Here is a 25,229-nt window from a genome sequence, read left to right as displayed (position 1 = left end):
GGCATTGTCCGGGCGCGGAGACTACCCGGTTTTTTCCAAAGACTAAACGGGGTTACGTTTGAGGCCGGCGTTCTCTTCGGGATTGTCGCATGGTTTTCATGCAAGGCGGGCAGAATGGTGCCTCTCTACGTCAGCTTGGGAGCCCGCCATGACCGAGACCCTTCGCAACGCCGCCGCCATGCATGCGGAACGGCACCCCGGGGGCGGCCTCGGCTATGCGCACGCCATCGTTCGCGGCCTCGGCAATCTTCTCGGCCGCCGCTCCGCGGCTGCCGGCCAGGCCCCGGAGAAGGCTCCGGCCTCCACGGCGGACCGTGCAGCTTCGCACCGGCGTGTCGCCGCTGCCGGCTGCCTCACGCCGTGGGGGACGCGGCTGATGGCGGAGGTCGATCTTCATGATGACGCCGCCGGCCCTTCCGGCGCCCCTGCCGGCTGGATCGTCGAGGTCGATCCGCAGGATCCGGACGCCGCCCCGAAGAGGCGGACCGCGCTCGGCCGTCTCGGGCATCGCGGCCTCTCCTGCCTCGTCAACGGGGATGGCCGCGTGGTCGTCTATTGCGGCGATGGCGGAGGTTCCGGGCACCTCTACAAATTCATCACGCACGGCACCTGGCAGCCTGGGGACCGCCCCGCTGACCGGGACCTCCTCGACGACGGCACGCTCTTCGTCGCGCATTTTGCCGCCGATGGCGAAGAGGACGGGATGCCCGTCGTGTTCGACGCGGCACCGCTGGTGATGGAGCACGGCACGCTGGCATGGATGCCGGTCGTTGCCGGGAAACGCCCGCTAACCGCCGCCTATGGCTATGCCGGACCGGCCGGCGTGCGGACAGAAACGCGCCGCGCCGCCGCGCTCCTGCGCGCCACCCGCATGGACGGCATCACGGATGTGATGGCGGATCCTGAGGCCGGCACGGCCCGCCTCCGGCTGGCTGGCAGGCAGACGGACGCCCGCAGCCGGTTCAACCACGTCATCGAGATCACCGAGGCCGGCGGCGACGCCGCCGCGTTGCGCGCGCACTGGGAAGTGCTTTCGACCCACAGCGGCCATTGACCCCTCGACGGCGGGGCCGAGGCCCGGGCCACTGCCTAGAGCATTTCCGGTGGACCGGAGTTCACCCGACGCCGAAGCAATCTCGCTTCGGCTTGAAATGCTCTAGCGCATCAGGTTCTCGATCGGGAAGAGCGCGCAGGTTTCCGTGCCGTGGGCCAGCAGCTTGCCGCTCCCATCGCGCAGCCAGGCCTCGGACGTGGCGATAGTGCGGCCGCGATGCACGATCCTGCCCTCGCAGAACACCTCGCCCATGCCGGGCAGGACGGGGCGCACGAGGTTCAGCTTGAACTCGATCGTCGTGTAGGCCTCGCCCGGCCTGACGACGGAGAAGACGGCGCAGCCGAGCGCCGAATCCATCACCGTCGCCGTCCAGCCGCCGTGCACCGTGCCGAGCGGATTGAGATGGTCGGCCGACGGCAGGCCGGAAAAGACGACGCGGCCGTCCTCCACTTCCGTCAGGCTGAAGGCGAGCGTCTTGGCCATCGGCGGAGCGGGCAGGTCGCCTGCCAGCATCGCCTGCAACACCTTCAGCCCGCCGTCGCGCTTCACCACGTCGAGCGGCAGCGTGCCGATGCCGGCGACCGTCAGCCCCGGATAGATTTCGACCGTCATGCATGCGCCTTTTCGGGTTGGTCGTGTCGCGGCGTGCCGAGCGCCTTCAGGGCCGCCTGGATGAAGCCGTCGCGGGCGCTGGCGAGTTCCAGCCCGCGCGGCTCGCAGACATGGCGGTTGAGGAAGAAGGCCGTCAGCCGGAAGCCGTCGGCAAGGGCGGCGGCATCGGCGGCGTGCCGGCTCTCGTCGCCGAGGAAGGCCGGCAGCGCCAGCATCTTGCCCGCCCAGGGCGCGCCGGCCGCGCGCGAGACGGCACGGCCGGATTTCGGCGAGACGTAGCAGAGATCCTCGCGCGTGCCGGTGGCGGCGCATTCGAGGAGGTCGAGGCCGAAGCCGAGGTCGTTGAGCACGGCAAGCTCGAAGCGCACGAAGAGCTCGCCGGCATCGGCCGGCTCGTGCAGGTGGTCGAGGATGACGGAAAGCGCCTCGTAGAGATGGGGATGCGGATCGCGCTCCGGCAGGAAGCGCAGCAGCGCCGCCATGGCCTGCACGCCGTAGACGGCGGTCGCCGTCTCCATCAGCCGCCCGGCGCGCAGCTCCAGCGGCTCGATGCGGAACTCGCCGAGATGCTCGTCGAGCCGCGCGCGCCAGGTGACGTCGACGGAATTGCCGGGCTGGAGCACCGGCTGCATGGTCCGCGAGCGCCCGCCGCGCACCATGCCGAGATGCCGGCCACGGCTGCGCGTCATCACCTCGGCGATCACCGAGCTTTCGCCATGGCGCCGCACGCCGAGAACGATGGCTTCCTCACTCCATTGCATGGTCAAAGCCTTACGCCCTCGCCGGCACCGGGGCAAGCGGGCCGCAGCATGCGGCGGAACGACGCGTGGCCGCAGGGACACACCCAAGCCATTGCCACAGTTTCGCTTTTTTCTCGCCGCGCCGGTGCCCGCTTTGCCGACAAAGAACCCCGCGCAAGGCTTTCAAGCCAGATTCCGGAATTGAAGAACTACAGGTGCCCCCTTCATGTGTGTGTCCCGCGCCCGCGCTTTCGCGGCTCTCCGCCCCCTCGCCCTCCTTGCCCTTGCGGCGACGCTCGCAAGCTGCGCCACCACCGCCAAGCCGGTGAAGAAGGGGCCGGACCCGATGCATGTCGCCATGTACGGGCCGCATCCGGACGAGCGCTTCCCGCTGCCGGCGATGGATATCAGCAAGGTGGATCCGAAATATTTCCGCCAGCAGGTCGCCTACCAGACGGCGGAGCCGGCCGGCACCATCGTCATCGACACGCAGAACCGCTTCCTCTACCTCGTGCAGGACGACGGCATGGCGATGCGCTACGGCATCGGCGTCGGCAAGGCGGGACTGGAGTTCGAGGGCGGCGCGCGCATCGGCCGCAAGGCGGAATGGCCGCGCTGGACGCCCACCCAGAACATGATCGCGCGCGAGCCGGAGCGGAACCTGAAATGGGCCGGCGGCATGGAGCCGGGGCTCACAAACCCGCTCGGGCCGCGCGCGCTCTACCTGCACAAGGACGGCAAGGACACGCTCTTCCGCATCCACGGCACGTCCGAGCCGTGGTCGATCGGCAAGGCGGTGTCGAGCGGCTGCATCCGCCTGTTCAACCAGGACATCATCGACCTCTACGGCCGCGTGCCGACCGGCAGCCGCGTCGTCGTGCTGCAGCACCAGGCGCCGGCCGACCAGCCGGGGCCGATGGCCGCCGCCGACGGCCTGACGCCGCCCGCCGCCATCTGAGGCATTTCCCGGGGGCGGCCCTGCGCCCGTCCCCGGACCGGTTTCATCACCAGGCGTCGGGCTCGCGCACCATGTGCACGATGTTGGCCGGGTTCATCACCCAGCCGCCGCGAAAGCCCGCGCCCAGATCCTCGATGGGATCGCAGCGCACGACGCCGTTCCGCTCCAGATGGCCGAGGGCGAGCTTGTGGTCGGGCGTGAAGAGCTCCAGCCACACCTCCGCCTGGCTGTAGCCCGGTGCCTCGTCGATCCACAGCCGGTTCGGGCCGAGCAGGAAGCCCCGTGCCGGGGCCTTGTCGTCGAAGGGCTCCAGCCCGACGACGTCGCGGTAGAAGGCGAGCGTCGCCTCGTACTGGTGCGAGGGGACCTTCATGGCGATGTTGATGCCGCCCTTGATTTCAGCCGTCATGGCAACCTCCCGCCTCACGTGAAATCCTGCTGCTCGGAGGCGACCACGCCCTTGAGCTCGCTCGGGTAATAGCCCTCGCGCAGGTTGATGCCGTATTCGACATAGGCCTTCATGCAGGCCAGCATCTGCGACCAGCCCTCGCAGTTCATGTAGGACGATTTCTGGCCGCGGGCGTTGTCGCGCCAGCCGGTCTCGGCGATGGTCACCATCGTGCCGCCGTCCTCCAGCGGTGCAAAGCGCATCTCGACGCGCGTCTTGTAGGGCGCCTCCCCCTCGTCCACCATGGCATCCCAGCAGAAGACGATCAGCGCGTTCTCCTCCACCCTGTCGACGATGACCGGGGCCATGCCCCACCAGGTGACCGTCGTGCCCTCGACCAGCGGGGCGCTCGCCCCGCCGATGGTCGTGAAGTAGCCGCTGAGCTTCTTCGGATTGACCACCGCGTCGAAGACCTCGGCGACCGGCTTGCCGATGCGCCCGTTCACACGAAATTCCAGCGTCATGCCGTCCTCCTCCGGGGCGCACGGCCCCTCTCGATCTTGTCTGCCGCCAAAATATGTTATAAAAATATAACATGTCAAGCGAATCGAAAGAGGACGCCGTTTTCAGGGCGCTGGCCAACGGCAAACGGCGGCAGATGCTGGATGCGCTCAAGGATGCGCCGCTGACGACGGGCGCGCTGTGCGAGCGTTTCGCGGAGATGGACCGCTGCACGGTCATGCAGCACCTGAAGGTGCTGGAAGAGGCGGACCTGATCGTCGCCCACCGCGAGGGCCGCGAACGCTGGAACCACCTCAATGCCCTGCCGATCCAGGCGATCCACGACCGCTGGATCAGCCGGTATGCCGGCCACGCGATGAGCGTTCTTTCGGCGCTCAAGGGTGAGCTGGAGGTCTGAGGCGCCGCCGCCGCGAGACGGCGCCCCCGTCTCAGACCTCGGCCGCGATGCGCCCGATCTCGGCGATGACGGCATTACGCGCGTCGCCGGAAATGCCGGGGATTTCGCAGAAGGCGGCGACGATGACGGCGCCGCGGTCCGGCGACCAGGCGACGGCGACATCGTTGGCATTGCCGGCCTTGTCGCCGTTCGTGCCGGTCTTGTCGCCGGTCATCCAGCCGGCCGGGAAACCGGCGCGCAGCCGCGTGTCGCCCGTCTTGTTCATCACCAGCCAAGCGGCGAGCTGCGCCTTCGAGCGGGCCGACAGCACCTCGGCGAAGAGCAGCCTGCGCAGCGTCTCCACCATGGCGGTCGGCGTCGTCGTGTCGCGCTCGTCGTCCGGCGCCTCATGGTAGTTGAGCGTCGGCTCCGTGCGGTCGAGCCGCGTCACCGCGTCGCCGAAGCCGCGCAGGAACGCCGTGACGGCCTTCGGCCCGCCCGATGCGGCGAGCAGCAGGTTGGCGGCGGCATTGTCGCTGAGCGTGATCGTCGCCTCGCAGAGTTCGGCAATCGAAATGCCCTCTCCGCCGACACGTTTCTCCACCACCGGCGACCAGTCCACGAGGTCCGCTTCCTTCACGACGATGCGCCGGTCCAGCGTCTCCTCGCCCCGGTCCACCCGAGCGAGGATGTGGCCCGCCAGCAGCGCCTTGAAGGTGCTGCACATCAGGAAGCGTTCCTCCGTGCGATGGCCGAGCCGTGCGCCCGTCGCAAGATTTAGTATGGCAACGCCGATGCGTCCGCCATGGCGCGCCTCCAGCGCGGCGAGCCGTTCGGCAAGGTCCCCGCCGGCGGCAAGGCCGGTGCCGGCCGCCAGCGCCGAAACCACGGGAACGGCAAGAAGGGCGCCGGCCATGGCCTGCCGGCGGGAAATCGTGATCGTCATGTCTGCTTTCCTGTCTGTCGGATACCGGCCGCGCCTTGCGGCCCGGCCCGTTTGAGCCCGCCCACGCCGCGACTATGGACGGCGGGGCGGCTCAGGACAAACGACGATTTCTGCCGACAGCCATTAGGAAAACTGGGGCTCCGCCTTATTTTCGCTTCATCGCCTCGGCCAGCGCCGCGCCGAAGGCGCCCTGCGCGGGCGCCTGCTGCTTGGGCGCCGCCTGGCTGAATTTCGGCTTCATCTGGGCGTTCCTGTCGCCCCGCGGGGCATTGTCGCGGGCGGCCGGCGCGCCGCCGTCCTTGCGCATGGTGAGGCCGATGCGCTTGCGCGGCACGTCCACCTCGGTGACGCGCACCTTCACCACGTCGCCGGCCTTCACCACCTCGTGCGGATCCTTGACGAAGCGGTCGGCAAGCTGGGAGACGTGCACGAGCCCGTCCTGGTGCACACCGATATCGACGAAGGCGCCGAAGGCGGCGACGTTCGTCACCGTGCCCTCCAGCAGCATGCCGACCTTGAGGTCCTTGATGTCGTCGACGCCGTCAGCAAAAGTTGCGGTGCGGAATTCCGGGCGCGGGTCGCGGCCGGGCTTTTCCAGTTCGGCGAGGATGTCCTTCACCGTCGGCAGGCCGAAGCGCTCGTCGACGAACACCTTCGGGTCGAGCCTCTTCAGCGCCGCGCTGTCGCCCATCAGCGTGCGCACGTCCCGCCCGCAGGCCGCGACGATCTTCTTGGCGACGCCGTAAGCTTCCGGATGCACCGAGGAGGCATCGAGCGGCTCCTTGCCGTTCGGGATGCGCAGGAACCCGGCGCACTGCTCGAAGGTGCGCGCGCCGAGGCGCGGGACCTTCATCAGCTCCTTGCGGCTTTCGAACGGACCGTTGGCATCGCGGTGCGCGACGATCGCCTCGGCCGAAGACTTTCCAAGGCCGGAGACGCGCGCGAGCAGCGGCGCGGAGGCGGTGTTGAGGTCGACGCCGACAGCGTTCACCGCGTCTTCCACCACCGCATCCAGCGAGCGGGAAAGCTTCCCCTGGTCGACATCGTGCTGGTACTGGCCGACGCCGATCGACTTCGGCTCGATCTTCACCAGTTCGGCAAGCGGATCCTGCAGGCGGCGGGCGATGGAGACGGCGCCGCGCAGCGAGACGTCGAGGTTGGGGAATTCGGCGGCCGCCGTTTCCGAGGCGGAATAGACCGAGGCGCCGGCCTCCGAGACGATGACCTTGGTGGGCTTGGGCGCAGGCAGCTGGGCCAGCATGTCGGCCACCAGCTTCTCCGTCTCGCGGCTGCCGGTGCCGTTGCCGATGGCGATCAGCTCGATCCTGTGCTTGCGGACGAGGCTGGCGAGCTCGGCCTGCGTGCCGCGCACGTCGTTCTTCGGCGGGAAGGGATAGACGGTCGTCGTCTCCAGCACCTTGCCGGTATTGTCGATGACGGCGACCTTGACGCCGGTGCGGATGCCCGGATCGAGGCCCATCGTGGCGCGCGTGCCGGCGGGCGCGGCGAGCAAGAGGTCCTTGAGGTTGCGGGCGAAGACGCGGATCGCTTCCTCCTCGGCCCGTTCGCGCATCTCGCGCATCAGGTCGAGCGAGAGCGACATGGAGAGTTTCACCCGCCAGGTCCAGCCGATCACCTCGGCCAGCCACTTGTCGCCGGGCTTCGTGCCGATGGCATAGAAGGAGGCGATGATGCGCTCCACCGGCTTGACGGCCTCGGTGCTGTCCTGGTCGACCACGATGTCGACCGACAGGAACTCCTCGTTCCAGCCGCGCAGCATGGCGAGCGCCCGGTGGCCGGGCACCGTCGCCCAGCGTTCGGTATGGTCGAAATAGTCGGAGAACTTCGCGCCGGCCTCCTTCTTGCCCTCGACGACGCGCGAGCGCAGGAAGGCATTGTCCTTCATGTAGTCGCGCAGGCGCTTGAGGAGATCGGCATTTTCCGTGAACTGCTCGGCGACGATGTCGCGCGCGCCCTCCAGCGCCGCCTTGACGTCCGGCACCTCGGCCGAGAGGAATTTTTCGGCCAGCGCCGCCGGCACCTGCGCACGATCGGCCAGGATCTGCTCGGCGAGCGGGCCGAGGCCGCGCTCGCGGGCGATCTCCGCCTTGGTGCGGCGCTTGGGCTTGTAGGGCAGGTAGATGTCCTCGAGCTCCGCCTTGGTCGAAACAGTGGCGATCTTCGCGGCCAGCTCGTCCGTCAGCTTGCCCTGCCCCGAAATCGATTCGAGGATCGAGGCGCGGCGCGCCTCCAGCTCCCGCAGATAGGTCAGCCGCTCGGACAGCGTGCGCAGCTGCGTGTCGTCGAGGCCGCCGGTCACTTCCTTGCGGTAGCGCGCGATGAAGGGCACCGTCGCCCCCTCGTCGATGAGTTCCACGGCGGCGGAAACCTGCGCGGAGGTCGCCTTGATCTCGGCGGCGATCAGGTTCGCGATCTTGAGCGGTGTCGGGGCCATGTCGGATTCCTCTGGTTGGCGCGGTCGGCGACCATAGTGCGCGGCCGGCGGCAGGCCAATCGCAGGCCCGTGAGCCCGCGACCACGTCCACAATATATATCACCGCCGGAAAGGACGGCAGGACTGTGCCACGGTTGAACACCCGTTAATACAGGCTTAGAGGTTGTAACGCTTCATAAAGTCTTGCCGTCTATCCTCACCGCACGTAACGGCAACGGGGCCTTCGGCATGCGCGGCGCTTTTCTTGCAGCAGTCTCACTGGCGGCCCTCCCCGCGGAAGGTCCCGCGCATGCGGCAACCCTCAACCTGCTGATCTGGGAAGCCTATATCGACGAGCAGATCCTTGCCGACTGGACCGCCGAAACCGGCATCAAGGTGCGCCAGACCTTCTATGACAGCGGCGACGTGCGCGACGAGATCCTCGCCGATCCGAACAGCAATGTCGATGTCGTCGTGACCAACGAGAACGGCGCCCGGCTCTACGGCAAGCGCGGCGTCATCGCCGCGCTGGACCAGAACAACGTGCCGTCGCTGAAGGACTATGCGAAGAGCTGGGCGAGCCGCTGCGGCGGCTACGGCGTGCCCTATCTGTGGGGCACGATGGGCATCCTCTACCGCTCCGACAAGATCACGACGCCGCCGACCTCCTGGGCGGACATGATGAAGCCGGCCGAAAGCCTGCGCGGCCATATCGCCATGTACGACGACCATGCCGAGGCCTTCGTCGCCCCGCTCGTCCTGCTCGGCAAATCGGTGAACGCCAACGACAACGAGACGCTGAAGGCGGCCTACGAGCTGATGAAGGCACAGGCGCCCTATGTGCTGACCTACGACTATGTGGTCACCTCGGTGCAGAACCCCGACAAGGGCCCGGACATCCACATGGCGCTCGGCTATAGCGGCGACCAGTACACGCTGAACGACAAGGTCGCCTCGCCCGGCCTCTGGCGCTACGTGGTGCCGAAGGAGGGCACGCTCTCCTGGCTCGACTGCATCTCCGTCAGCGAGCGCTCGCACAACAAGGCGCTGGCGCTGCAACTGGTCGACTATATCAGCAATGCCGAGAACGGCGCCCGCAACGCCATCAAGCTCAACATGCCGACCGCCAGCTCCGCCGCCCTCGCCCTGCTGCCGGAAGACATGCGCTCCAATCCCGAAATCTATGCCGCACCGGAAATCCTGGCCAAGAGCCAGTTCCAGGAGGAACTGACCGTGCAATCGGTCCAGGCCCGCCGCCGCATCATCAGCAGTCTGGCCCAGATCAGTGACGCTCGGTAAACGCGCCCTCTCCCTCATCTTCCCGGTCGTGCTTGCTGGCTACGTGCTCGCCGCCTCGCTGATCTACTACGTGCAGAGCTCCTCCATCCTCGCGCTGGAACGCGCGCGCCTGTGGCAGCAGATGGGCCTGCTCACCGCCGTCTTCCAGAACGAGGTGACGCAGAACCGCAGCTTCATCTATTCGCTCGTCGAGGGCGGCGCGGTGCGCCTGTTCGTCAACGAGCCGGATGCCGCCTATCGCAACACCGCGCTCGGCGTGCGCCTGCAGCAGAGCATCACCTCGCTCTCCGACGACCGCAAGCGCTTCATCTCCGTGGCGATCATCCGCCCGCCGCTGACGGTCGACTACTATTTCGAAGACAGCGACGATCCGTTCGCGGAGATCACGCCGCAGCAGATCCGGCATGCAAGGCAGGTGATCGAAAGCCCGCGGCTCTCCTCCTGGAGCTATCTCAACGCCGCCGGCATCGAACCGCTGATCGTGCATTCGGAGTTCATCGATCCGCTGACCTTCAACCGTCCGGTCGCCAGCGCCAAGGGCAGCGCGATCCTCGTGCAGACCGCGGTGCGGCCAAAACTCTTCCTCGACATGAAGCGGGCGCTGGAGAAGGAGTACGGCACGACGATCGAAATCGGCCAGCACCAGCTCCTCGCGCAGGGCAGCCTCTCCGCGACCGCAACGCTGAGCCCGTCTCTCTTCGCCCGGCTGACGCCGGATCCGGTCTTCATCGAGAACCGGCTGTGGACGCTGAAGTCGCTGCTCGCGCTCGGCGCCATCGCGCTCAGCCTGTGCACGATCATCCTCGTGCTCGGCCTGGTGCGCCGCTACATCACCAATCCGATCGCCCGGCTCGACCGCCAGCTCACCGACGTGATGACCGGCAACCGCAGCGCCCTGCCCGAGATGAACGAGATCGGCGAGATCGGCCGCCTCTCGGCGAACGTCAAGCGGCTGCACGACCAGTCCCTGCAGTCCTTCGACCTCGTGCAGAACGCCTCCTGGACGGATACGCTGACGGGCATTTCCAACCGCGAATATTTCAACATCCGCTCCACGCAGATCCTTGAGGAGGCGGAGGCCGAGGATACCGGCTGCACCCTGCTCTTCATCGACGTCGACAACTTCAAGTTCGTCAACGACAAGCACGGCCACAAGATCGGCGACGAGCTGCTGAAGACCCTCGCCGACCGCATCTCCACCATCGTCGCCCGCATCGTCTGCGAGCGCGGCCTGCCGGCCGGCCTCTTCGCCCGCCTCTCCGGCGATGAATTCGCCATCATGCTGCGCTGCCAGCCGGGCAGCGGCACGATCACGGAAGTCTCGAACGAAATCCTGTCGCTCTTTGCCGAAGGCTTCGCGGTGCTGGACAAGGCCTATCCGGTCACCGCCAGCATCGGCATCGCCGTCTATCCGGAAGACGCCCGCACCCTGCCGGAGCTGGTCGCCAATGCCGATGCGGCCATGTACCAGGCGAAATCTCAGGGCAAGAACGGCTCGGCCCGCTATTCCCGCTCGCTGCACGAGAAGCGCAACCGCCAGCGCCGCATCGAGGAGGAGCTGCGCATCCTCGATCCCGACCGCGAATTCCACCTCGTCTACATGCCGATCGTCGACGGACACGGCAAGGTGACGGGCTGCGAGGCGCTTCTGCGCTGGACCTCGCCCGTCCTCGGCCGCGTGACGCCCGACGAATTCATCCCGATCGCCGAGACGACCGGCCTCTTCAGCAAGATCGACTGGTGGGTGATCGACAGGGCGATGGCCGAATACGGGCAGATCAAGAAGCTTTTCGGCGCCGACACGATCCTCTGCATCAACATCTCGTCGGCCGAACTCTACACGAAGTCGATCAGCGACCATTTCTGCGACAGCGCCGACCGGCACGGCATCGATGCCCGCATGATCGAGATCGAGTTGACCGAGACCTTCGCCGTCAAGCTCGGCGAGCAGTCGCGCCGCAACATCGAGATCCTGCGCGCGCGCGGCTTCCGCATCTCGATCGACGATTTCGGCGCGGGCTATACCTCGGTGCAGCAGATCATCGAATATCCCGCCGAGACCATCAAGCTCGACCGCGAGCTCGTCGAAAGCCTCACCCGCTCCGCCGCGCTGCCGACGCTGCGCGCGCTCGTCGCGCTCTGCCATGCGCAGGACATGTCGGTGATCGCCGAAGGCGTCGACACGACGGAGAAGATGGCGCTGCTCGCCGCCGCGGGCTGCGATCTCTACCAGGGCTATCTCATCAGCCGTCCCCTCTCCCTCGAAGAGATCGGCATCTGGGCGATGCAGCGGCTTGTCGAAAAGGCACGCGAGGTCGCACAGAGCCCGGATCGCCGCGCCCGCGCCTGATACTTTCCGCCACTTGCCGTCTCTCCTGGGAGCCCCTATCCCTGTTTGCGGGGCCGCAGGAGGAGTTTTATGCGAAACGCGCCGATCTTCATTCTGGGCCTCGCCCTGCTCATCTGGTCCTTCAACAGTTCGCTGATCGCCAGCGCGCCGGAGGGCGCAACGAAGCTGATGGCCCATCGCGGCGCGCACCAGACCTTCAGCCGTGAGGGGATCGACGACGACACCTGCACGGCAGGCCTCATCGACCCGCCCGGACACGATTTCCTGGAAAACACCGTCGCCGGCATGCAGGCGGCCTTTGCCGCGGGCGCCGAGGTCGTCGAGATCGACGTGCACCTGACGCCGGACAAGAAATTCGCCGTCTTCCACGACTGGACGCTCGACTGCCGGACGGACGGCCAGGGCGTGACCGAAGAGACGGACAGCGCCACGCTGAAGACGCTCGACATCGGTTACGGCTATACGCCCGACGGCGGCAAGACCTACCCGTTCCGCGGCAAGGGCGTCGGGCAGATGCCGATGCTGGAAGACATGTTCGCCGCCAATCCGGCCGGCAAGCTGCTGATCAACTTCAAGAGCCGGCGGGCGGAGGAAGGCGAGGCGCTGGCCGCGCTGCTGGCGGCCAATCCGGCCTGGAAGGACAAGATCTTCGGCATCTATGGCGGGGCGGAGCCGACGGATGCGGCGCTCGCCGCGGTGCCAGGCCTCAAGGGCTACACGAAGGCCTCGGTGAAGGCCTGCCTGCTGCGCTATCTCGGCACGGGCTGGATCGGCTATGTGCCGGAGGCCTGCCGCAACACGCTGGTGCCGGTGCCGAGCAACTACGCCTTCCTGTTCTGGGGCTGGCCGAACCGCTTCCTGACGCGCATGAAGGACGCCGGCAGCGACGTGGTCCTCATCGGCCCCTATACCGGCGGCAGCACGGTCGGCATCGACACGGCCGAGGAGGTGGAGAACCTGCCGGAGGAATTCCCCGGCTATGTCTGGACGAACCGCATCCTGGAAGTCGGCCCCGCCGTCAAGGCTCGGCCGTAAGCCGTCACGAGGTCGGGAAATCGAGGCCCATCTCGCGGAAGCGGGCCGGGTCGTCGCCCCAGTTCTCGCGCACCTTCACGAAGAGGAAGAGGTGCACGGGCTGTTCGAGGATCTCCGACAGCTCCTTGCGCGAGGCCATGGAGATCGCCTTGATCGCCTCGCCGTTCTTGCCGAGCGCGATCTTCTTCTGGCTGTCGCGCTCGACATAGATCACCTGCTCGATGCGCACCGAGCCGTCCTTGCGCTCCTCCCACTTCTCCGTCTCGACATGGGAGGAATAGGGAAGCTCCTGGTGCAGGCGCAGGAAGAGTTTTTCGCGGGTGATTTCGGCCGCAAGCTGGCGCATCGGCAGGTCGGAGATCTGGTCTTCCGGATAATACCACGGGCCTTCGGGGAGCGCGGCGGCAAGATAGTTCATCACGTCCTCGCAGCCCGAACCGTTCAGCGCCGAGATCATGAAGGTGCGCTCGAACTTGACGACCTCGTTCGCGGCGGCGGCGAGCTTCAGCAGGTCTTCCGGATTGACGCGGTCGACCTTGTTGAGGACGAGGATCTTCGGCTGGTGGACCTCTTTCAGCCCCTCCAGGATCGTCTCGGCATCGCCCTTGAGCCCTCGCTCGCTGTCGATCAGGAACATGATGACGTCGGCGTCCTTCGCCCCGCCCCAGGCGGTCGTCACCATGGCGCGGTCGAGCCGGCGGCGCGGCTTGAAGATGCCGGGCGTGTCCATGAAGACGATCTGGGCATTGTCGTGGATCGCGATGCCGCGCACGATGGCGCGCGTCGTCTGCACCTTGTGGCTGACGATCGTCACCTTGGCGCCGACGAGGCGGTTGACCAGCGTCGACTTGCCGGCATTGGTCGCGCCGATCAGCGCCACGAAACCCGAGCGGGTCGTGCCCTCACCGTTCGTGTTCATCTCGGCGGGGTTTTCGTGTTCTTCGCTCATGATATCCGTCAATCCGCGGCTTGGCTCTTCGGCCAGACGCCTTCGCGTTCCAAAATCCTTGTCGCGGCCACCTGTTCGGCGGCCCGTTTCGAGCGGTCGATGCCGGTTTCCGGCGCGACGCCCCGGATCTCCACCGTCACGGTGAAGCGGGGATCGTGGTCCGGTCCCGAGCGCTCGTCGACCCGGTAGTTCGGCGTCACGCCGAACCTGGCATGCGCCCATTCCTGCAATTCGGTCTTGGCATCGCGCCGCGCGCCTTCCGCGCGGGCGGCCCTGCCCTCCCAGTTGGACAGGATGAAGCCGCGCGCCGCCTCCAGCCCGCCGTCGAGATAGATCGCGGCGATCAGCGACTCTACCACATCGGCCCTGACATTCAGCATGGCTTTTCCGGTGAGCTTCTTCACGTCCGCGCCGGTGCGGATGAAGCGGTGCAGGCCGAGATCGTCGGAGACTGCCGCACAGCTTTCCGCGCTGACGAGCTGGTTCAGGCGGACCGAAAGCTCGCCCTCCTTCGCCTCGCGAAACGTGCGGAACAGCATCTCGGCGACGCACAGGCCCAGCACGCGGTCGCCGAGGAATTCCAGCCGTTCGTAATTGCTGCCCTTGCCGGGGCGCGCGCTGGCATGGGTGATCGCCCGGTCGAGACGATCCTTGTCGGTGAAGACATAGCCGATCAGCTCTTCGAGAGCCTTGCGGTTGACGTCGTTCAGCGGAATGGCGCCCTTCATTCAACGACCTTGAACAGGCGATCCCAGCGCAGGTTCGTCGGCCATTTCCAGACTTCGCTGAAGGACGTGTCGTTGCCGAGCGAGAAGAAGATCAGGCTGGCGCGGCCGATCAGGTTTTCAGCCGGAACGAAGCCGACGTCGAAGCGGCTGTCGGCCGAGTTGTCGCGGTTGTCGCCCATCATGAAATAGTGGCCTTCCGGCACGATGAACTCGCGCGTGTTGTCGCCGACCGTGCCGGGACGCGTGTCCAGCGTGTCGTAGGCGACGCCGTTGTCCATGGTCTCGCGGAAGACCGGCACGTCCTCGCCGGTGTCGTACTGGTCGTCGGCGCGGAAGAAGCCGTTGTGCTCGCGCTTGACCGGCACGCCGTTCACGAAGAGCTCGCTGTCGCGCACCTGGATGCGGTCGCCCGGCAGGCCGACGAGGCGCTTGATGTAGTCGATGTCGGGGTTCGGCGGGAAGCGGAAGACGACGATGTCGCCGCGCGTCGGCTCGCTCGCGAAAATGCGGCCGGAGAACAGGTTCGGCGAGAACGGCAGCGAATATTTCGAATAGCCGTAGGAGAACTTGTTGACGAAGAGATAATCGCCGACGAGCAGGGTCGGCATCATCGATCCGGAGGGGATGGTGAAGGGCTGGAAAAGCACGGTGCGGATCACGACGGCGAGCAGCAGCGCCTGGATGATTACCTTGACGTTTTCCCACAGGCCGCTTTCGGCCTTCTCAGTCTTCTCTGCCACGCCGGATCTGTCCTTATCTGCAAACATGGGGCCCTCTATAGAGGAAAGGTTGCCTGTTGGAAATCGTGTCGGTCAAAAAGACGCTGGCGCCGGTTGTGCGAGCTCCCGCTGCCGGCAAAAGCCGCCAACCCCTCCTCCGTCATGGTCAAGCTTGACGCGACCATTCGCGGCCGCGGGTGCCGCGCGGATCCCCGGGTCAAGCCCGAGGATGACGTCGGTGAGTGGGGCGAGGTTCGTCAGCAAACCGCGCCCCTTATCCCGGCGTTCCGGCCGGCAGCGCCTCGATGATCACGAAAGCTTGCGCCAGGGGAAAATCGTCCGTGATGGTGATGTGGATGCGCGCCTCGTGGCCCTCGGGAAGAAGCCGCCCCAGCCGCTCCAGCGCGCCGCCGGTGAGCTTCATGGTCGGCTTGCCGCCCGGCAGGTTGACGACGCCCATGTCCTTCCAGAACACCCCCTGCGCCAGCCCCGTGCCGAGCGCCTTGGAGCAGGCCTCCTTGGCGGCGAAACGCTTGGCATAGGAGGCCGCGCGGTTCCTGCGCCCGTCGGACTTCGCCCGCTCGATCTCGGTGAAGCAGCGCTGGGTGAAGCGCTCGCCGAACCGTTCCAGCGACTTCTCCACCCGGCGGATGTCGATGAGGTCGCTGCCGATGCCGATGATCATAGGGATTTGTCTCCACGGGAAAGGGCGGGATGGGTCGTCGCGAGGCCGGCGCGCTCGAGAAGGCGCGCATGGCGGCGGGCCTTGAAGGAGCGCACGGCAAGGCGCGTGACGCCATAGGCGAGCGCGGCGGCCGCGATGCCGAGAAGGCCGGCGCCGGCCAGCATGGGCTTCAGCACCGGCTGCCACAGTTCGGACAGTTCCAGGTGCTCCAGCCGGTGAAAGAGTTCGGCGGCCGTCACCATTTCGGCGGACTTCATGCCGAGAAGCGCTTCTCCGACGCGAAAGGTCGCAAGCGCGATGAGCGGAATGGTCAGCGGATTGGCGATGGTGGTGGCGAGCGCGGCGGCAAGCAGGTTGCCGGCCATCAGATAGGCGAGCGCCAGCGCCAGGATCACATGAAAGCCGAGGAGCGGCGTGAAGGCGGAAAAAGTGCCGGCGGCGACACCGGCAGCCACGGCATGCGGCGAGGCGGACAGGCGGAGGATCCGCTTGGCGAGATAGCGCGCGGGACGCGTGAACCCCTTGCGCGGCCAGAAGAATTCGCGCAATCGGTCAAGCCAGCCGGCCTTCTTTCGGCGTCGGAACAACATGGCCCAGACATAGCCGATCCGTTAGTGGCATTTCAATGGCGCCCGTATGGCGCCACGCGGCGGTCGCCGTGGCGCACGGAATGCGCCACACGTACCGGCTGGTCTTCAGTAGGACTTGCGGAAGAGGCCGCGGTCGATCTGACGCTGGCGGTATTCCAGGTCGATCCGGTCGATGGCGCCGTTGAGGTAGGCCAGTTCGCGGTCTTCGGCGGTCGGGATGCGCAGGGCGCGGGTGAAATTCTTGATCTGCTTCAACATTGGTAAACCTCTTTCGGTTTGACCTCCCGACGCAGAAGATAGGATCTTCACCCCAAAGGCACCAGCGACACTATGCCAATACAGCCATGCAAAAGGCGCATAATGACTGGTCAAATCTTGGGCAAACCTGCCCTATTCAGGGCAGGATGCCACATTTTTGCATAGGAACCATCATGTGAAGACCCGACTGATCGTCGAGACGCACTGAAGTTCCTTGAGCTGGCCCATCAGCTGGTTGAGCTGGCGCAGGTCCCAGACCTCCAGATCGATATGCACCTCGGTGAAATCCGCGGCCACCCGCGCCATCGACATGGAGCGGATGTTGACGTCGCTGGTGGCGATCGTCTGGGTGACTTCCGCGAGCGTGCCCGGCTCGTTCAGCGCATTGATCATGATGCGCGCCATGAAGCGGGTGTTGTTGGCCTCGTCGAGGTCCCAGCGCACGTCGATCCAGCGCTCGGGCTCGTCGTCGAATTTCTGGAGGGCCGGCGACTGGATCGGATAGATGGTGATGCCCTTGTCCTTCTCCATGATGCCGACGATGCGATCGCCCGGCACGGCGCCGCCGGCGGAGAAATGCACCTCGGCATTGCCGGAGAGGCCGCGGATCGGCAGCGCCTCGGGGCCGGTTTCGGTCGTGCCCCCTTCCAGCGTCGTCTTCGCCTTGCCCGGCAGCTTGAACACCATGCCGGCGGCGCTGCGCATGTTGAACCAGCCGTCGTCCGAGCTCGGCTTCACCGTCACGCGCTCGTCCTGGTAATCCGGGAAGACGGCACGCAGCACGTCGAGCGAGGAGAGCTCGCCGCGGCCGACGGCGGCGATGGCGTCTTCCACATCCTTCTGGCCGAGACGGTGCAGCACGGGTTTCAGGCCGTCGCGCGAGAAGGATTTGCCGGCACGGTCGAAGGTGCGCTCCAGGATGCGGTAGCCGAGGCCGGAATATTGCTTGCGCACGGCGGCGCGGGTGGCCCGGCGGATGGCGGCGCGCGCCTTGCCGGTGACGACGATCTCCTCCCAGGCCGGCGGCGGCACCTGGATGCCCGAGCGGATGATCTCCACCTCGTCGCCGTTGCTGAGGCGGGTGACGAGCGGCATGATGCGGCCGTTGATCTTGGCGCCGACACAGGTATCGCCGATATTGGTGTGGACCGCATAGGCGAAATCGATCGGCGTCGCCCCGCGCGGCAGGGTGATGAGCTGGCCCTTCGGGGTGAAGGTGAACACCTGGTCCTGGAAGAGCTCGAGCTTGGTATGCTCGAGGAATTCCTCCGGGTTGTCGCCTTCGGCGAGCGATTCGATCGTCCGGCGCAGCAGGGCATAGGCGTTGGAGCGGGGCGAGCGCGTGCGTTCGTCGCCGTTCACCACTTCCTTGTCCTTGTAGAGCGAGTGCGCGGCGATACCGTATTCGGCGATCTCGTGCATGCGTTTGGTGCGGATCTGCAGCTCGATGCGCTGGCGCGACGGGCCGACGATGGTCGTGTGGATCGACTGGTAGTCGTTCTGCTTCGGCGTCGAAATGTAGTCCTTGAAGCGGCCGGGCACGACGCGCCAGCGCGTGTGCACGATGCCGAGCGCGGCGTAACAGGCGGGAATGTCGTCGACGAGGATGCGGAAGGCATAGACGTCGGAAAGCTGCTCGAAGGAGAGCGACTTCGACTGCATCTTGCGGAAGACCGAATAGGGCGTCTTCTGCCGGCCCTTGACGAGGGCGTCCGGCAGGCCGTTCACCACGAGCAGTTCGCGCAGCTCGTCCTCGATCTTGCGGATCAGGCCCTCGTTGCGGCGGGAAAGGTCCTCCAGCTTGCGGGTGACGGTGTCGAAGGCTTCCGGGTTGATGTGGCGGAAGGAGAGGTTTTCCAGCTCCTCGCGCATGTCCTGCATGCCCATGCGGCCGGCGAGCGGCGCATAGATGTCCATCGTCTCCTCGGAGATGCGGGCGCGCTTTTCCGGCGACATGTGGTCGAGCGTGCGCATGTTGTGCAGGCGGTCGGCGAGCTTGACCAGGAGCACGCGCACGTCGTCGGAAATGGCGAGCAGGAGCTTGCGCAGGTTTTCCGCCTGCTTGGCCTTCTTGGAGACGAGGTCGAGCTTCTTGATCTTGGTGAGGCCTTCGACCAGGGCGCCGATGTCCTCGCCGAACAGTTCGTCGATCTCGGCGCGCGTCGCGCTCGTATCCTCGATTGTGTCGTGCAGCAGCGCGACGGCGATGGTCGATTCGTCCAGACGCATCTCGGTGAGAATGGCCGCGACTTCGAGGGGATGCGAAATGTAGGGATCGCCGCTCGCCCGCTTCTGCTGCCCGTGCTTCTGCATGGCATAGACATAGGCCTTGTTCAGCAGGGCCTCGTTGGCATCCGGCTTGTATTTCTGAACCCGTTCGACGAGTTCATATTGACGCATCATCCTCGGTCGGCTCCCTCCCCGCCGCGCGGGGGCAAAAAAAAGTGCGCCCCGACCTTAAGAGGGGCGCACCGGCATCCGCAATATAAAAATAGGCAATAGGAATTAGGCAATAGCCAATAGGGATTGGCATGTCGGCCGTCTTGTGGGCCGAAATGCCTACTGCCTACTGCCTACTGCCTGCCCCGGCATCAGTAATCGTCGCTCTTTTCCGGCGGCACGAGGCCTTCGATGCCGGCCAGCAGCTCTTCTTCCGACATGCGGTCGAAGGCGATGGTCTCCGGCTGGTCCTCGTCCTCTTCGATCGCGACGACGCCGGATGCGGCATCGGCGACCAGGCTTGCCGGATCGGGCTCGGGCTCGTCCACTTCCACATGCTTCTGCAGCGAGTGGATCAGGTCTTCCTTGAGGTCGTCGGGCGAAAGCGTCTCGTCGGCGATCTCGCGCAGCGCGACGACGGGGTTCTTGTCGTTGTCGCGGTCGATGGTGATGGCGGCGCCCTGCGAGATGAGGCGGGCGCGATGGCTTGCAAGAAGAACCAGCTCGAAGCGGTTGTCTACCTTGTCAATGCAATCTTCAACGGTGACACGGGCCATTGCCTGTCCTTTGCGGTCATGAATTTCAGGAGTTTGCATGCCCGATACAGGCAATGGAAGGCAAATTCAAGTTTTTCCTTCCCCTTACCGCTGGCGCGCGTGTCGTAAGGCAGCCCATATAACTTCTGATTGGTGCCTCACGTTACGGGAAGTAAAAAGCTGAAAGATCGGACAAATGAGGTAAAGTGCGGGAACTATTCCCCAATTCCGAAGTCCTTGAATTTGCTGAAACGATACCGGCCGGAAAAATCGCCTTCGCAACCTAGATTTGCTTGGAAAGCCGGGCCCTCTGCCCTAAATGAAGATTATATGAAAAACAGTTAATTCAACCGGATAGTGCATCCGGCCACCTCGGCACTTGGCCAAAACGCGACCGTTTACATCAACTTCTATTTAAAAGGATTTCGCAGTATGTTCGACCCCCGCGAGAAAATCGCCCTCTTCATCGACGGTGCAAATCTCTATGCGGCTTCCAGGACACTCGGGTTCGACATCGATTACAGAAAGCTCCTGAAGGCCTTCCAGAAGCGCGGCTATCTTCTGCGCGCCTATTACTATACCGCCCTCATCGAGGACCAGGAATATTCTTCGATCCGCCCGCTGATCGACTGGCTCGACTATAACGGCTACAAGGTCGTCACCAAGCCGGCCAAGGAATTCACCGACTCGCTCGGCCGCCGCAAGATCAAGGGCAACATGGACATCGAGCTGGCCATCGACGCGATGGAGCAGTCCGAGACCGTCGACCACCTCGTCATCTTCTCCGGCGACGGCGATTTCACCACGCTCGTCGAGGCGCTGCAGCGCCGGGGCCGCAAGGTGTCCGTCGTCTCGACCATGCAGACGCAGCCGCCGATGATCGCCGACGACCTGCGCCGCCAGGCCGACTACTTCATCGATCTCGGCTCGCTGAAGGCCGAGATCGGCCGCGACCCTTCCGAACGCCCGCAGCGCGCCACCGAACCGGTGGAGACCGTCAGCGACTGAGGCAAGCGGATCGGACCGAGGATGACTGACGGCAGTGGGCGGGGCGAGGCTCCCCTCCCCAACTTCGTGCATGCTCCGATGCGGGAAAAGCGCCGGAAAACGGCCTTTTCAAGCTTTCCTTAAACATTGAATCAAATTCCCTTGCGGGGTCTCAAGCTTCTTCAAGACTCCCCTGCTATTCCCGATGTCGGACAGCCATTTCGCATTGGGACATCGGGACGATGGTGGACGCAGTATCGCTTTCGGCAAACAGCTACCGGGGAGCATCGAGCGCGCTCGACATGCGCGCGCCGGCCATGGCGGCGGAAACCCGCCCCGCGGTCTCCGCCCTCGCCGCGCTTGCCGCGCCGCAGCCGGTCACCCAGGTTTCGACCCCGTCCGACATCGCCGGGGAGATCGGCGACCTCAGCTTCCTCTATGCGCCGAACGGGCTGCCGGGCATCTCCGCCCTGCCCGCCTACGCCGTGCCGCCCTCCCAGGCGGCAGCGGACGAGCAGGTCGCCAACAACAGCCGCAATCCGACCGCGCGCCTCGCCATCGAGAGCAACGACCTCAACAGCCTGATGTCGAGCTTCCTGACGGCCCGCACCCCGAGCGCCAACCCGGCCGCCTCGCCGGACGTGCCGGCGGATGCCGGCAGCGAGCAGCTTGCGCGCCAGTCGGTCATCGCGCAGCTTTACAGCCAGTTCTAAGGAAGAGAAGCGAGGAAGGGCGCCTCAGCCGCGCTCGCGCAGCAGGCGGCCCTTCTGGCGATTCCAGTCGCGCTCCTTCTCGGTCTCGCGCTTGTCGTGCAGCTTCTTGCCCTTGGCGAGCGCGAGTTCGAGCTTTGCCCGGCCGACATCGTTGAAGTAGATCTTGAGCGGCACCAGCGTCATGCCCTCGCGATTGATCGCGTTGCGCAGGCGATGGATTTCCCGCCGGGACAGCAGAAGCTTGCGCCGCCGGCGGGTCTCGTGGTTGAAGCGGTTGGCCTGGAGATATTCCGGCAGGTAGGAATTGATCAGCCAGATCTCGCCGCCCTCGTCCGAAGCATAGGATTCCGCAATGTTCGCCTTGCCTTCGCGCAGCGACTTGACCTCCGTGCCGGTCAGGACGAGACCGGCCTCGTAGGTGTCGATGATCTCGTAGTTGAAGCGGGCCTTGCGGTTCTCCGCCACAATCTTCTTGACCGTCGTCGGACGCGCTTTCGTCGCCATGTCAGTTCAGCAGGCCGGCGTGGCGCAGCGCCGCGTCGATGGCTGCCTCCGTGGCCGGCTCCAGCGTGGAGAGCAGCGGCGAGCGGACGGTGCGGTTCATGCCGCGCGTGCGATTCAGCGCGTATTTCGCGCCACACAGGCCCGGCTCGAGGAAGATCGCCTTGTGCAGCGGCATCAGTTTGTCCTGGTATTCCAGCGCGCTGGCGTAGTCGCCGGCGAGCGTCGCCACCTGGAATTCCGCACAGAGCCGCGGCGCGACATTCGCCGTCACCGAAATGCAGCCCACGCCGCCATGGGCGTTGAAGCCGAGCGCGGTGGCATCCTCGCCGGAAAGCTGGACGAAATCCTTGCCGCAGGCGATGCGCTGTTCGGAAACGCGCTCGATCTTGCCGGTCGCGTCCTTGACGCCGACGATCGAGGCATATGCCTTGGCAAGGGCGCCCATCGTCTCGGGCAACATGTCGACCACCGAGCGGCCGGGAATGTTATAGATGACGATCGGCAGCTTCACGCTTTCGGCGATCGCCGCGAAATGCGTGAAGAGCCCCTTCTGCGTCGGCTTGTTGTAATAGGGCGTGACGACGAGGATGGCGTCCGCGCCCGCCTTTTCGGCGTGCTGGGCGAGGTCGATCGCTTCCTTCGTGTTGTTCGAGCCCGCACCGGCGATCACCGGCACGCGGCCGGCCGAGACCTTGATGCAGAGTTCCACCACCCGTTTGTGCTCGTCATGCGACAGCGTCGGCGATTCGCCGGTGGTGCCGACCGGGACGAGGCCGTGGCTGCCTTCGCCGATCTGCCATTCGACATGCGCGGCGAAGGCGTCTTCATCGACGGCGCCGGCATCGGTGAACGGGGTGACGAGAGCGGGAATGGATCCCTTGAACATCGAGAACTCCTGAGGCCAGAGCCGCCCTTGGGCTTACATGCTTTGGCCGTATTCCGTGGTTAAAAACGCCCGCACAATAATCATGTGACAGTCCTGCGGCAAGCGGCGCGACGGGCGTTTTTCATGCATGATCAAGGCGGAAGGGCGGCGGATGCGCGAATATTCGCTTCCCCTGATCCGTCGCTTGGAAAGCGGGCCCGTTCACGGCTTAGTGAGGGCTGCGGTTAAGGCTTCGTTAAGGCAACAAAGGGTTAATTGATTGTCAAGGTTCCGGCGGAAAATGACGTTCTGGACGCGCGCCGGTCAGGCATCCGGGATGTAGCATGATCTCGAGAAACAGTTTCATCCTTTGTGCCTTGCTGCTTGCCGGTGCGGCCGGCCTTGCGCTGCGTTCTTCGCCGGTCGAGGCGGAAAACACCACGGTGCCGGTGATAAAGCCGCTCGGCTTTGCCGCGGACATGCCGTCGAAGGACATCATCACCAGTGCCATTCCGCGCACGGACAGCCTGCAGCCGGCGAGCGCGGAGCTGCGCGATGGGCTCGACGCGCTTTCCAATCGCGATGCGGCCCTTGCCATCGCGGCGCGCAACCGCCTGCCGCCCGACAGCCTCGACCGGCATATCCTGACCTGGGCGATCGCCGTCTCCGGCCAGCGCGGCGTTCCGTCCTGGGAGATCGCCGCCGCCCAGAAGGAGCTGAAGGGCTGGCCGGGCCTGAAGGCGCTGCGTGCCAATTCCGAGCGGGCGCTTTCCCGTGAGAATCCGCCGGCGGCCGATGTGCTCGCCGCCTTCGGCACGACCCGCCCGGAAACGGCGGAAGGCGCGGTCGCGCTCTGCCGCGCGCTCGTCGCGACCGGCAATGCGGCGCGCGCCGGCGAGGTCCTGCGGTCCTTCTGGCAGAAGGAAACGCTTTCCAAGGAACTCGAAAGCAGGATCCTCGGCGAATTCGGCGCGCTCCTGACCGTCGCCGACCACAAGATGCGCATGGAGATGCTGCTTTATCGCGACCGCGTCGACCAGGCGCAGCGGTTCGGCGATCTCGGCAAGGCGCAGTCGCTCTATCGCGCCTGGGCGGCGGTCATTCGCAAGAACAAGACGGCCGGCACCCTGATCAAGGCCGTCGATGCGAGCTGGCAGAAGGACCCCGCCTATACGTTCCTGCGCATCCGCCATCTGCGCAACAACGAGGAATACCGCGCAGCCGGAAAGCTCTTCTCCGCCATGCCGGAGGATCCGGCGCGGCTGGTCAATCCCGGCGCCTGGTGGAACGAGCAGCGCATCGTCAGCCGCGGCCTTGCCGATCTCGGCGACTTTCGCGATGCCTATCGCGTCGCGGCCCGCCACGGCGCGGACGACCCGACGGATATCGTCGAGGCGGAGTTCCATGCCGGCTGGTATGCGCTGCGCGATCTCGACGACCCGAAGACCGCGGCCGGCCATTTCCGGCGCATCCTGCAGGCCTCCGACCGGCCGCTCTCCGTCTCCCGCGCCTGGTACTGGCTGGGACGGACGGCGGAAAAGGGCAATCCGAAGGAGGCAAAGGACTATTTCGCCAAGGCGGCGAACTTCCCCGGCACCTTCTACGGCCAGCTCGCCGCCGCGCGGCTCGGCCGCACGGCGCTGAACGTCGCCTATCCGAAGCCGACCGAGGAGGAACGCGCCCGCTTCAACCAGCGCGAGGCCGTGCAGGCGATCGCCCGCCTGCAGGCGGCCGGGCACGGCTGGCGCGGCGACAGCCTCTACCGGGCGCTCGCCGGCGAGCTGATGAGCCCCGGCGAGCTCGCGCTTCTCGCCGCGCAGGCCGAGAAGGGTGGCAACCACCAGCTCTCGCTGCAGATCGGCAAGATCGCCTTCGGGCGCGGCATCGATGTGGTGGCGCTGGCCTTCCCGATCGGCGTCATTCCCGACGATGCCGACATTGCCGGTTCCGGCAAGGCGCTCGCCTATGCCATCGCCCGGCAGGAAAGCGCCTTCAACCCGGCTGCCGTCTCTCCCGCCAATGCGCAGGGCCTGCTGCAGCTCATGCCCGGCACGGCGCAGGGCGTGGCGAAACGCTATGGCCTTGCCTATTCCAAGGAGCGGCTGACGACGGACGCCGCCTACAACGCCACGCTCGGCGCCCACTATCTCGGCGAGCAGATCAGCGATTTCGGCGGCTCCTATGTGCTGACCTTCATCGCCTACAATGCGGGTCCTCGCCGCGTGCCGCAGTGGATCGCGCGCTATGGCGACCCGCGCGGCAAGCCGATCGACGAGGTCGTCGACTGGATCGAGCGCATCCCCTTCTCCGAAACCCGCAGCTACGTGCAGCGCGTGATGGAGAACTACCAGGTCTACAAGACCCGTCTTGGCCAGAAGGCCGATATCGTGCACGATCTCAGCGTCGGCCGCTAAGGCGGCCCTGCTCCCGGTGCGCAGGCCGGCCGGAGCGTTTCCGCTTTCCCCCGGATCGCGCGCCCGGCCTTTCACACTATGTGCGGACGCAAAACCGCTTCGCACTTTTGCCGGAATTGCTCTAGGCT

General features: G+C 65.8%; 25 protein-coding genes. 9 read left to right on the top strand and 16 right to left on the bottom strand.

All coding sequences use genetic code 11. The features are described 5' to 3' along the window. Positions 1-148 precede the first annotated feature (148 nt). Positions 149-1,054: a PhoX family protein gene (locus tag MUU56_RS25540; RefSeq protein WP_244770086.1), complete on the top strand. Its 906-nt coding sequence runs from the start codon at positions 149-151 to the stop codon at positions 1,052-1,054. Positions 1,055-1,156: 102 nt separating this feature from the next. Here MUU56_RS25540 and MUU56_RS25535 read toward each other — a convergent pair whose 3' ends face one another. After that, a complete protein-coding gene (locus MUU56_RS25535) occupies positions 1,157-1,666 on the bottom strand; it encodes a PaaI family thioesterase (protein ID WP_244770085.1) in 510 nt (169 codons plus the stop codon). Further along, positions 1,663-2,427, bottom strand: coding sequence for a DNA repair protein RecO (gene recO, locus MUU56_RS25530; protein WP_244770084.1), 765 nt, complete (start codon positions 2,425-2,427; stop codon positions 1,663-1,665). The genes MUU56_RS25535 and recO overlap by 4 nt, the downstream gene beginning before the upstream one ends. Before the next feature lie 205 nt (positions 2,428-2,632). On the opposite strand from recO, the gene MUU56_RS25525 reads away from it, so the two are divergent. After that, positions 2,633-3,364 (top strand): L,D-transpeptidase, encoded by a 732-nt coding sequence (locus MUU56_RS25525; protein ID WP_244770083.1) that lies wholly within the window; start codon positions 2,633-2,635, stop codon positions 3,362-3,364. A gap of 46 nt (positions 3,365-3,410) precedes the next feature. Here the strand turns inward: MUU56_RS25525 and MUU56_RS25520 are convergent, their stop codons facing one another. Both MUU56_RS25520 and MUU56_RS25515 read right to left on the bottom strand, forming a co-directional pair. After that, positions 3,411-3,773, bottom strand: coding sequence for a hypothetical protein (locus tag MUU56_RS25520; protein WP_244770082.1), 363 nt, complete (start codon positions 3,771-3,773; stop codon positions 3,411-3,413). 14 nt (positions 3,774-3,787) lie between these two features. Continuing rightward, positions 3,788-4,276, bottom strand: coding sequence for an SRPBCC domain-containing protein (locus MUU56_RS25515; protein ID WP_244770081.1), 489 nt, complete (start codon positions 4,274-4,276; stop codon positions 3,788-3,790). Positions 4,277-4,347: 71 nt separating this feature from the next. On the opposite strand from MUU56_RS25515, the gene MUU56_RS25510 reads away from it, so the two are divergent. Next, positions 4,348-4,671 carry an ArsR/SmtB family transcription factor gene (locus tag MUU56_RS25510; protein WP_244770080.1) on the top strand — a complete coding sequence of 108 codons (324 nt, stop codon included), beginning with the start codon at positions 4,348-4,350 and terminating at the stop codon, positions 4,669-4,671. A gap of 31 nt (positions 4,672-4,702) precedes the next feature. On the opposite strand, the gene bla is transcribed toward MUU56_RS25510, so the two are convergent. Together bla and MUU56_RS25500 are read right to left on the bottom strand one after the other, a co-directional pair. Then, positions 4,703-5,596, bottom strand: a complete 894-nt coding sequence (gene bla / locus MUU56_RS25505; protein ID WP_244770079.1) for a BKC/GPC family carbapenem-hydrolyzing class A beta-lactamase — start codon at positions 5,594-5,596, stop codon at positions 4,703-4,705. Between the two features lie 145 nt (positions 5,597-5,741). Continuing rightward, positions 5,742-8,051 carry a Tex family protein gene (locus MUU56_RS25500; protein WP_244770078.1) on the bottom strand — a complete coding sequence of 770 codons (2,310 nt, stop codon included), beginning with the start codon at positions 8,049-8,051 and terminating at the stop codon, positions 5,742-5,744. Between the two features lie 228 nt (positions 8,052-8,279). Between MUU56_RS25500 and MUU56_RS25495 the strand changes: the two genes are divergently transcribed. From MUU56_RS25495 to MUU56_RS25485, 3 genes are all read left to right on the top strand, one after another. Next, entirely contained in the window at positions 8,280-9,329 is a 1,050-nt protein-coding gene (locus MUU56_RS25495; protein WP_244770077.1) for a polyamine ABC transporter substrate-binding protein, read from the top strand. Continuing rightward, positions 9,316-11,679: a putative bifunctional diguanylate cyclase/phosphodiesterase gene (locus MUU56_RS32860; protein ID WP_244770076.1), complete on the top strand. Its 2,364-nt coding sequence runs from the start codon at positions 9,316-9,318 to the stop codon at positions 11,677-11,679. The genes MUU56_RS25495 and MUU56_RS32860 overlap by 14 nt, the downstream gene beginning before the upstream one ends. A gap of 69 nt (positions 11,680-11,748) precedes the next feature. Next, positions 11,749-12,714 carry a glycerophosphodiester phosphodiesterase family protein gene (locus MUU56_RS25485; RefSeq protein ID WP_244770075.1) on the top strand — a complete coding sequence of 322 codons (966 nt, stop codon included), beginning with the start codon at positions 11,749-11,751 and terminating at the stop codon, positions 12,712-12,714. A 4-nt stretch (positions 12,715-12,718) separates the two neighbouring features. Here MUU56_RS25485 and era read toward each other — a convergent pair whose 3' ends face one another. From era to rpoZ, 8 genes are all read right to left on the bottom strand, one after another. After that, entirely contained in the window at positions 12,719-13,663 is a 945-nt protein-coding gene (era, locus tag MUU56_RS25480; RefSeq protein WP_244770074.1) for a GTPase Era, read from the bottom strand. 8 nt (positions 13,664-13,671) lie between these two features. Beyond that, positions 13,672-14,391, bottom strand: coding sequence for a ribonuclease III (gene rnc, locus MUU56_RS25475; RefSeq protein WP_244770073.1), 720 nt, complete (start codon positions 14,389-14,391; stop codon positions 13,672-13,674). Next, positions 14,388-15,158 (bottom strand): signal peptidase I, encoded by a 771-nt coding sequence (lepB, locus tag MUU56_RS25470; RefSeq protein ID WP_280531173.1) that lies wholly within the window; start codon positions 15,156-15,158, stop codon positions 14,388-14,390. Before lepB ends, rnc begins: the two co-directional genes overlap by 4 nt. Positions 15,159-15,384: 226 nt before the next feature. Next, on the bottom strand, positions 15,385-15,795 hold the full coding sequence (gene acpS / locus MUU56_RS25465) for a holo-ACP synthase (RefSeq protein WP_244770071.1): 411 nt from the start codon (positions 15,793-15,795) through the stop codon (positions 15,385-15,387). Beyond that, a complete protein-coding gene (locus MUU56_RS25460; RefSeq protein ID WP_244770070.1) occupies positions 15,792-16,385 on the bottom strand; it encodes a DUF2062 domain-containing protein in 594 nt (197 codons plus the stop codon). The genes acpS and MUU56_RS25460 overlap by 4 nt, the downstream gene beginning before the upstream one ends. 105 nt (positions 16,386-16,490) lie before the next feature. After that, positions 16,491-16,643 (bottom strand): DUF3563 family protein, encoded by a 153-nt coding sequence (locus MUU56_RS25455; RefSeq protein ID WP_244770069.1) that lies wholly within the window; start codon positions 16,641-16,643, stop codon positions 16,491-16,493. 171 nt (positions 16,644-16,814) lie between these two features. Next, on the bottom strand, positions 16,815-19,046 hold the full coding sequence (locus MUU56_RS25450) for a RelA/SpoT family protein (protein WP_244770068.1): 2,232 nt from the start codon (positions 19,044-19,046) through the stop codon (positions 16,815-16,817). A 188-nt stretch (positions 19,047-19,234) separates the two neighbouring features. Next, positions 19,235-19,639, bottom strand: a complete 405-nt coding sequence (rpoZ, locus tag MUU56_RS25445; protein WP_244770067.1) for a DNA-directed RNA polymerase subunit omega — start codon at positions 19,637-19,639, stop codon at positions 19,235-19,237. A gap of 411 nt (positions 19,640-20,050) precedes the next feature. Between rpoZ and MUU56_RS25440 the strand changes: the two genes are divergently transcribed. Beyond that, positions 20,051-20,626, top strand: coding sequence for a LabA-like NYN domain-containing protein (locus MUU56_RS25440; protein WP_244770066.1), 576 nt, complete (start codon positions 20,051-20,053; stop codon positions 20,624-20,626). Between the two features lie 221 nt (positions 20,627-20,847). Further along, positions 20,848-21,318, top strand: coding sequence for a hypothetical protein (locus MUU56_RS25435; RefSeq protein WP_244770065.1), 471 nt, complete (start codon positions 20,848-20,850; stop codon positions 21,316-21,318). Positions 21,319-21,342: 24 nt separating this feature from the next. On the opposite strand, the gene smpB is transcribed toward MUU56_RS25435, so the two are convergent. Then, positions 21,343-21,822, bottom strand: a complete 480-nt coding sequence (smpB, locus tag MUU56_RS25430; protein ID WP_244770064.1) for an SsrA-binding protein SmpB — start codon at positions 21,820-21,822, stop codon at positions 21,343-21,345. A gap of 1 nt (position 21,823) precedes the next feature. Then, on the bottom strand, positions 21,824-22,708 hold the full coding sequence (dapA, locus tag MUU56_RS25425; RefSeq protein ID WP_244770063.1) for a 4-hydroxy-tetrahydrodipicolinate synthase: 885 nt from the start codon (positions 22,706-22,708) through the stop codon (positions 21,824-21,826). 326 nt (positions 22,709-23,034) lie between these two features. On the opposite strand from dapA, the gene MUU56_RS25420 reads away from it, so the two are divergent. After that, positions 23,035-25,101: a transglycosylase SLT domain-containing protein gene (locus MUU56_RS25420; RefSeq protein WP_398433226.1), complete on the top strand. Its 2,067-nt coding sequence runs from the start codon at positions 23,035-23,037 to the stop codon at positions 25,099-25,101. The last annotated feature ends 128 nt before the right edge of the window (positions 25,102-25,229 follow it).

The sequence above is a fragment of the Shinella yambaruensis genome (genome assembly GCF_022899355.1).
Taxonomy (GTDB): domain Bacteria; phylum Pseudomonadota; class Alphaproteobacteria; order Rhizobiales; family Rhizobiaceae; genus Shinella; species Shinella yambaruensis.
Note: the sequence above shows the minus strand (reverse complement) of the source record. Positions and strands in the feature narration are given on the sequence as shown.

What these genes read in the sequence shown, in the direction of transcription:
- bla (WP_244770079.1), bottom strand. Translation starts at nt 5,596, where the DNA reads ATGACGATCACGATTTCCCGCCGGCAGGCCATGGCCGGCGCCCTTCTT.
- MUU56_RS25525 (WP_244770083.1), top strand. Translation starts at nt 2,633, where the DNA reads ATGTGTGTGTCCCGCGCCCGCGCTTTCGCGGCTCTCCGCCCCCTCGCC.
- lepB (WP_280531173.1), bottom strand. Translation starts at nt 15,158, where the DNA reads ATGTTTGCAGATAAGGACAGATCCGGCGTGGCAGAGAAGACTGAGAAG.
- MUU56_RS25435 (WP_244770065.1), top strand. Translation starts at nt 20,848, where the DNA reads ATGGTGGACGCAGTATCGCTTTCGGCAAACAGCTACCGGGGAGCATCG.
- dapA (WP_244770063.1), bottom strand. Translation starts at nt 22,708, where the DNA reads ATGTTCAAGGGATCCATTCCCGCTCTCGTCACCCCGTTCACCGATGCC.
- MUU56_RS25515 (WP_244770081.1), bottom strand. Translation starts at nt 4,276, where the DNA reads ATGACGCTGGAATTTCGTGTGAACGGGCGCATCGGCAAGCCGGTCGCC.
- MUU56_RS25495 (WP_244770077.1), top strand. Translation starts at nt 8,280, where the DNA reads ATGCGCGGCGCTTTTCTTGCAGCAGTCTCACTGGCGGCCCTCCCCGCG.
- MUU56_RS25440 (WP_244770066.1), top strand. Translation starts at nt 20,051, where the DNA reads ATGTTCGACCCCCGCGAGAAAATCGCCCTCTTCATCGACGGTGCAAAT.
- MUU56_RS25455 (WP_244770069.1), bottom strand. Translation starts at nt 16,643, where the DNA reads ATGTTGAAGCAGATCAAGAATTTCACCCGCGCCCTGCGCATCCCGACC.
- MUU56_RS25460 (WP_244770070.1), bottom strand. Translation starts at nt 16,385, where the DNA reads ATGTTGTTCCGACGCCGAAAGAAGGCCGGCTGGCTTGACCGATTGCGC.
- MUU56_RS25510 (WP_244770080.1), top strand. Translation starts at nt 4,348, where the DNA reads ATGTCAAGCGAATCGAAAGAGGACGCCGTTTTCAGGGCGCTGGCCAAC.
- recO (WP_244770084.1), bottom strand. Translation starts at nt 2,427, where the DNA reads ATGCAATGGAGTGAGGAAGCCATCGTTCTCGGCGTGCGGCGCCATGGC.
- smpB (WP_244770064.1), bottom strand. Translation starts at nt 21,822, where the DNA reads ATGGCGACGAAAGCGCGTCCGACGACGGTCAAGAAGATTGTGGCGGAG.
- MUU56_RS25540 (WP_244770086.1), top strand. Translation starts at nt 149, where the DNA reads ATGACCGAGACCCTTCGCAACGCCGCCGCCATGCATGCGGAACGGCAC.
- MUU56_RS25520 (WP_244770082.1), bottom strand. Translation starts at nt 3,773, where the DNA reads ATGACGGCTGAAATCAAGGGCGGCATCAACATCGCCATGAAGGTCCCC.
- acpS (WP_244770071.1), bottom strand. Translation starts at nt 15,795, where the DNA reads ATGATCATCGGCATCGGCAGCGACCTCATCGACATCCGCCGGGTGGAG.
- MUU56_RS25485 (WP_244770075.1), top strand. Translation starts at nt 11,749, where the DNA reads ATGCGAAACGCGCCGATCTTCATTCTGGGCCTCGCCCTGCTCATCTGG.
- MUU56_RS25535 (WP_244770085.1), bottom strand. Translation starts at nt 1,666, where the DNA reads ATGACGGTCGAAATCTATCCGGGGCTGACGGTCGCCGGCATCGGCACG.
- rpoZ (WP_244770067.1), bottom strand. Translation starts at nt 19,639, where the DNA reads ATGGCCCGTGTCACCGTTGAAGATTGCATTGACAAGGTAGACAACCGC.
- rnc (WP_244770073.1), bottom strand. Translation starts at nt 14,391, where the DNA reads ATGAAGGGCGCCATTCCGCTGAACGACGTCAACCGCAAGGCTCTCGAA.
- MUU56_RS25500 (WP_244770078.1), bottom strand. Translation starts at nt 8,051, where the DNA reads ATGGCCCCGACACCGCTCAAGATCGCGAACCTGATCGCCGCCGAGATC.
- MUU56_RS25450 (WP_244770068.1), bottom strand. Translation starts at nt 19,046, where the DNA reads ATGATGCGTCAATATGAACTCGTCGAACGGGTTCAGAAATACAAGCCG.
- era (WP_244770074.1), bottom strand. Translation starts at nt 13,663, where the DNA reads ATGAGCGAAGAACACGAAAACCCCGCCGAGATGAACACGAACGGTGAG.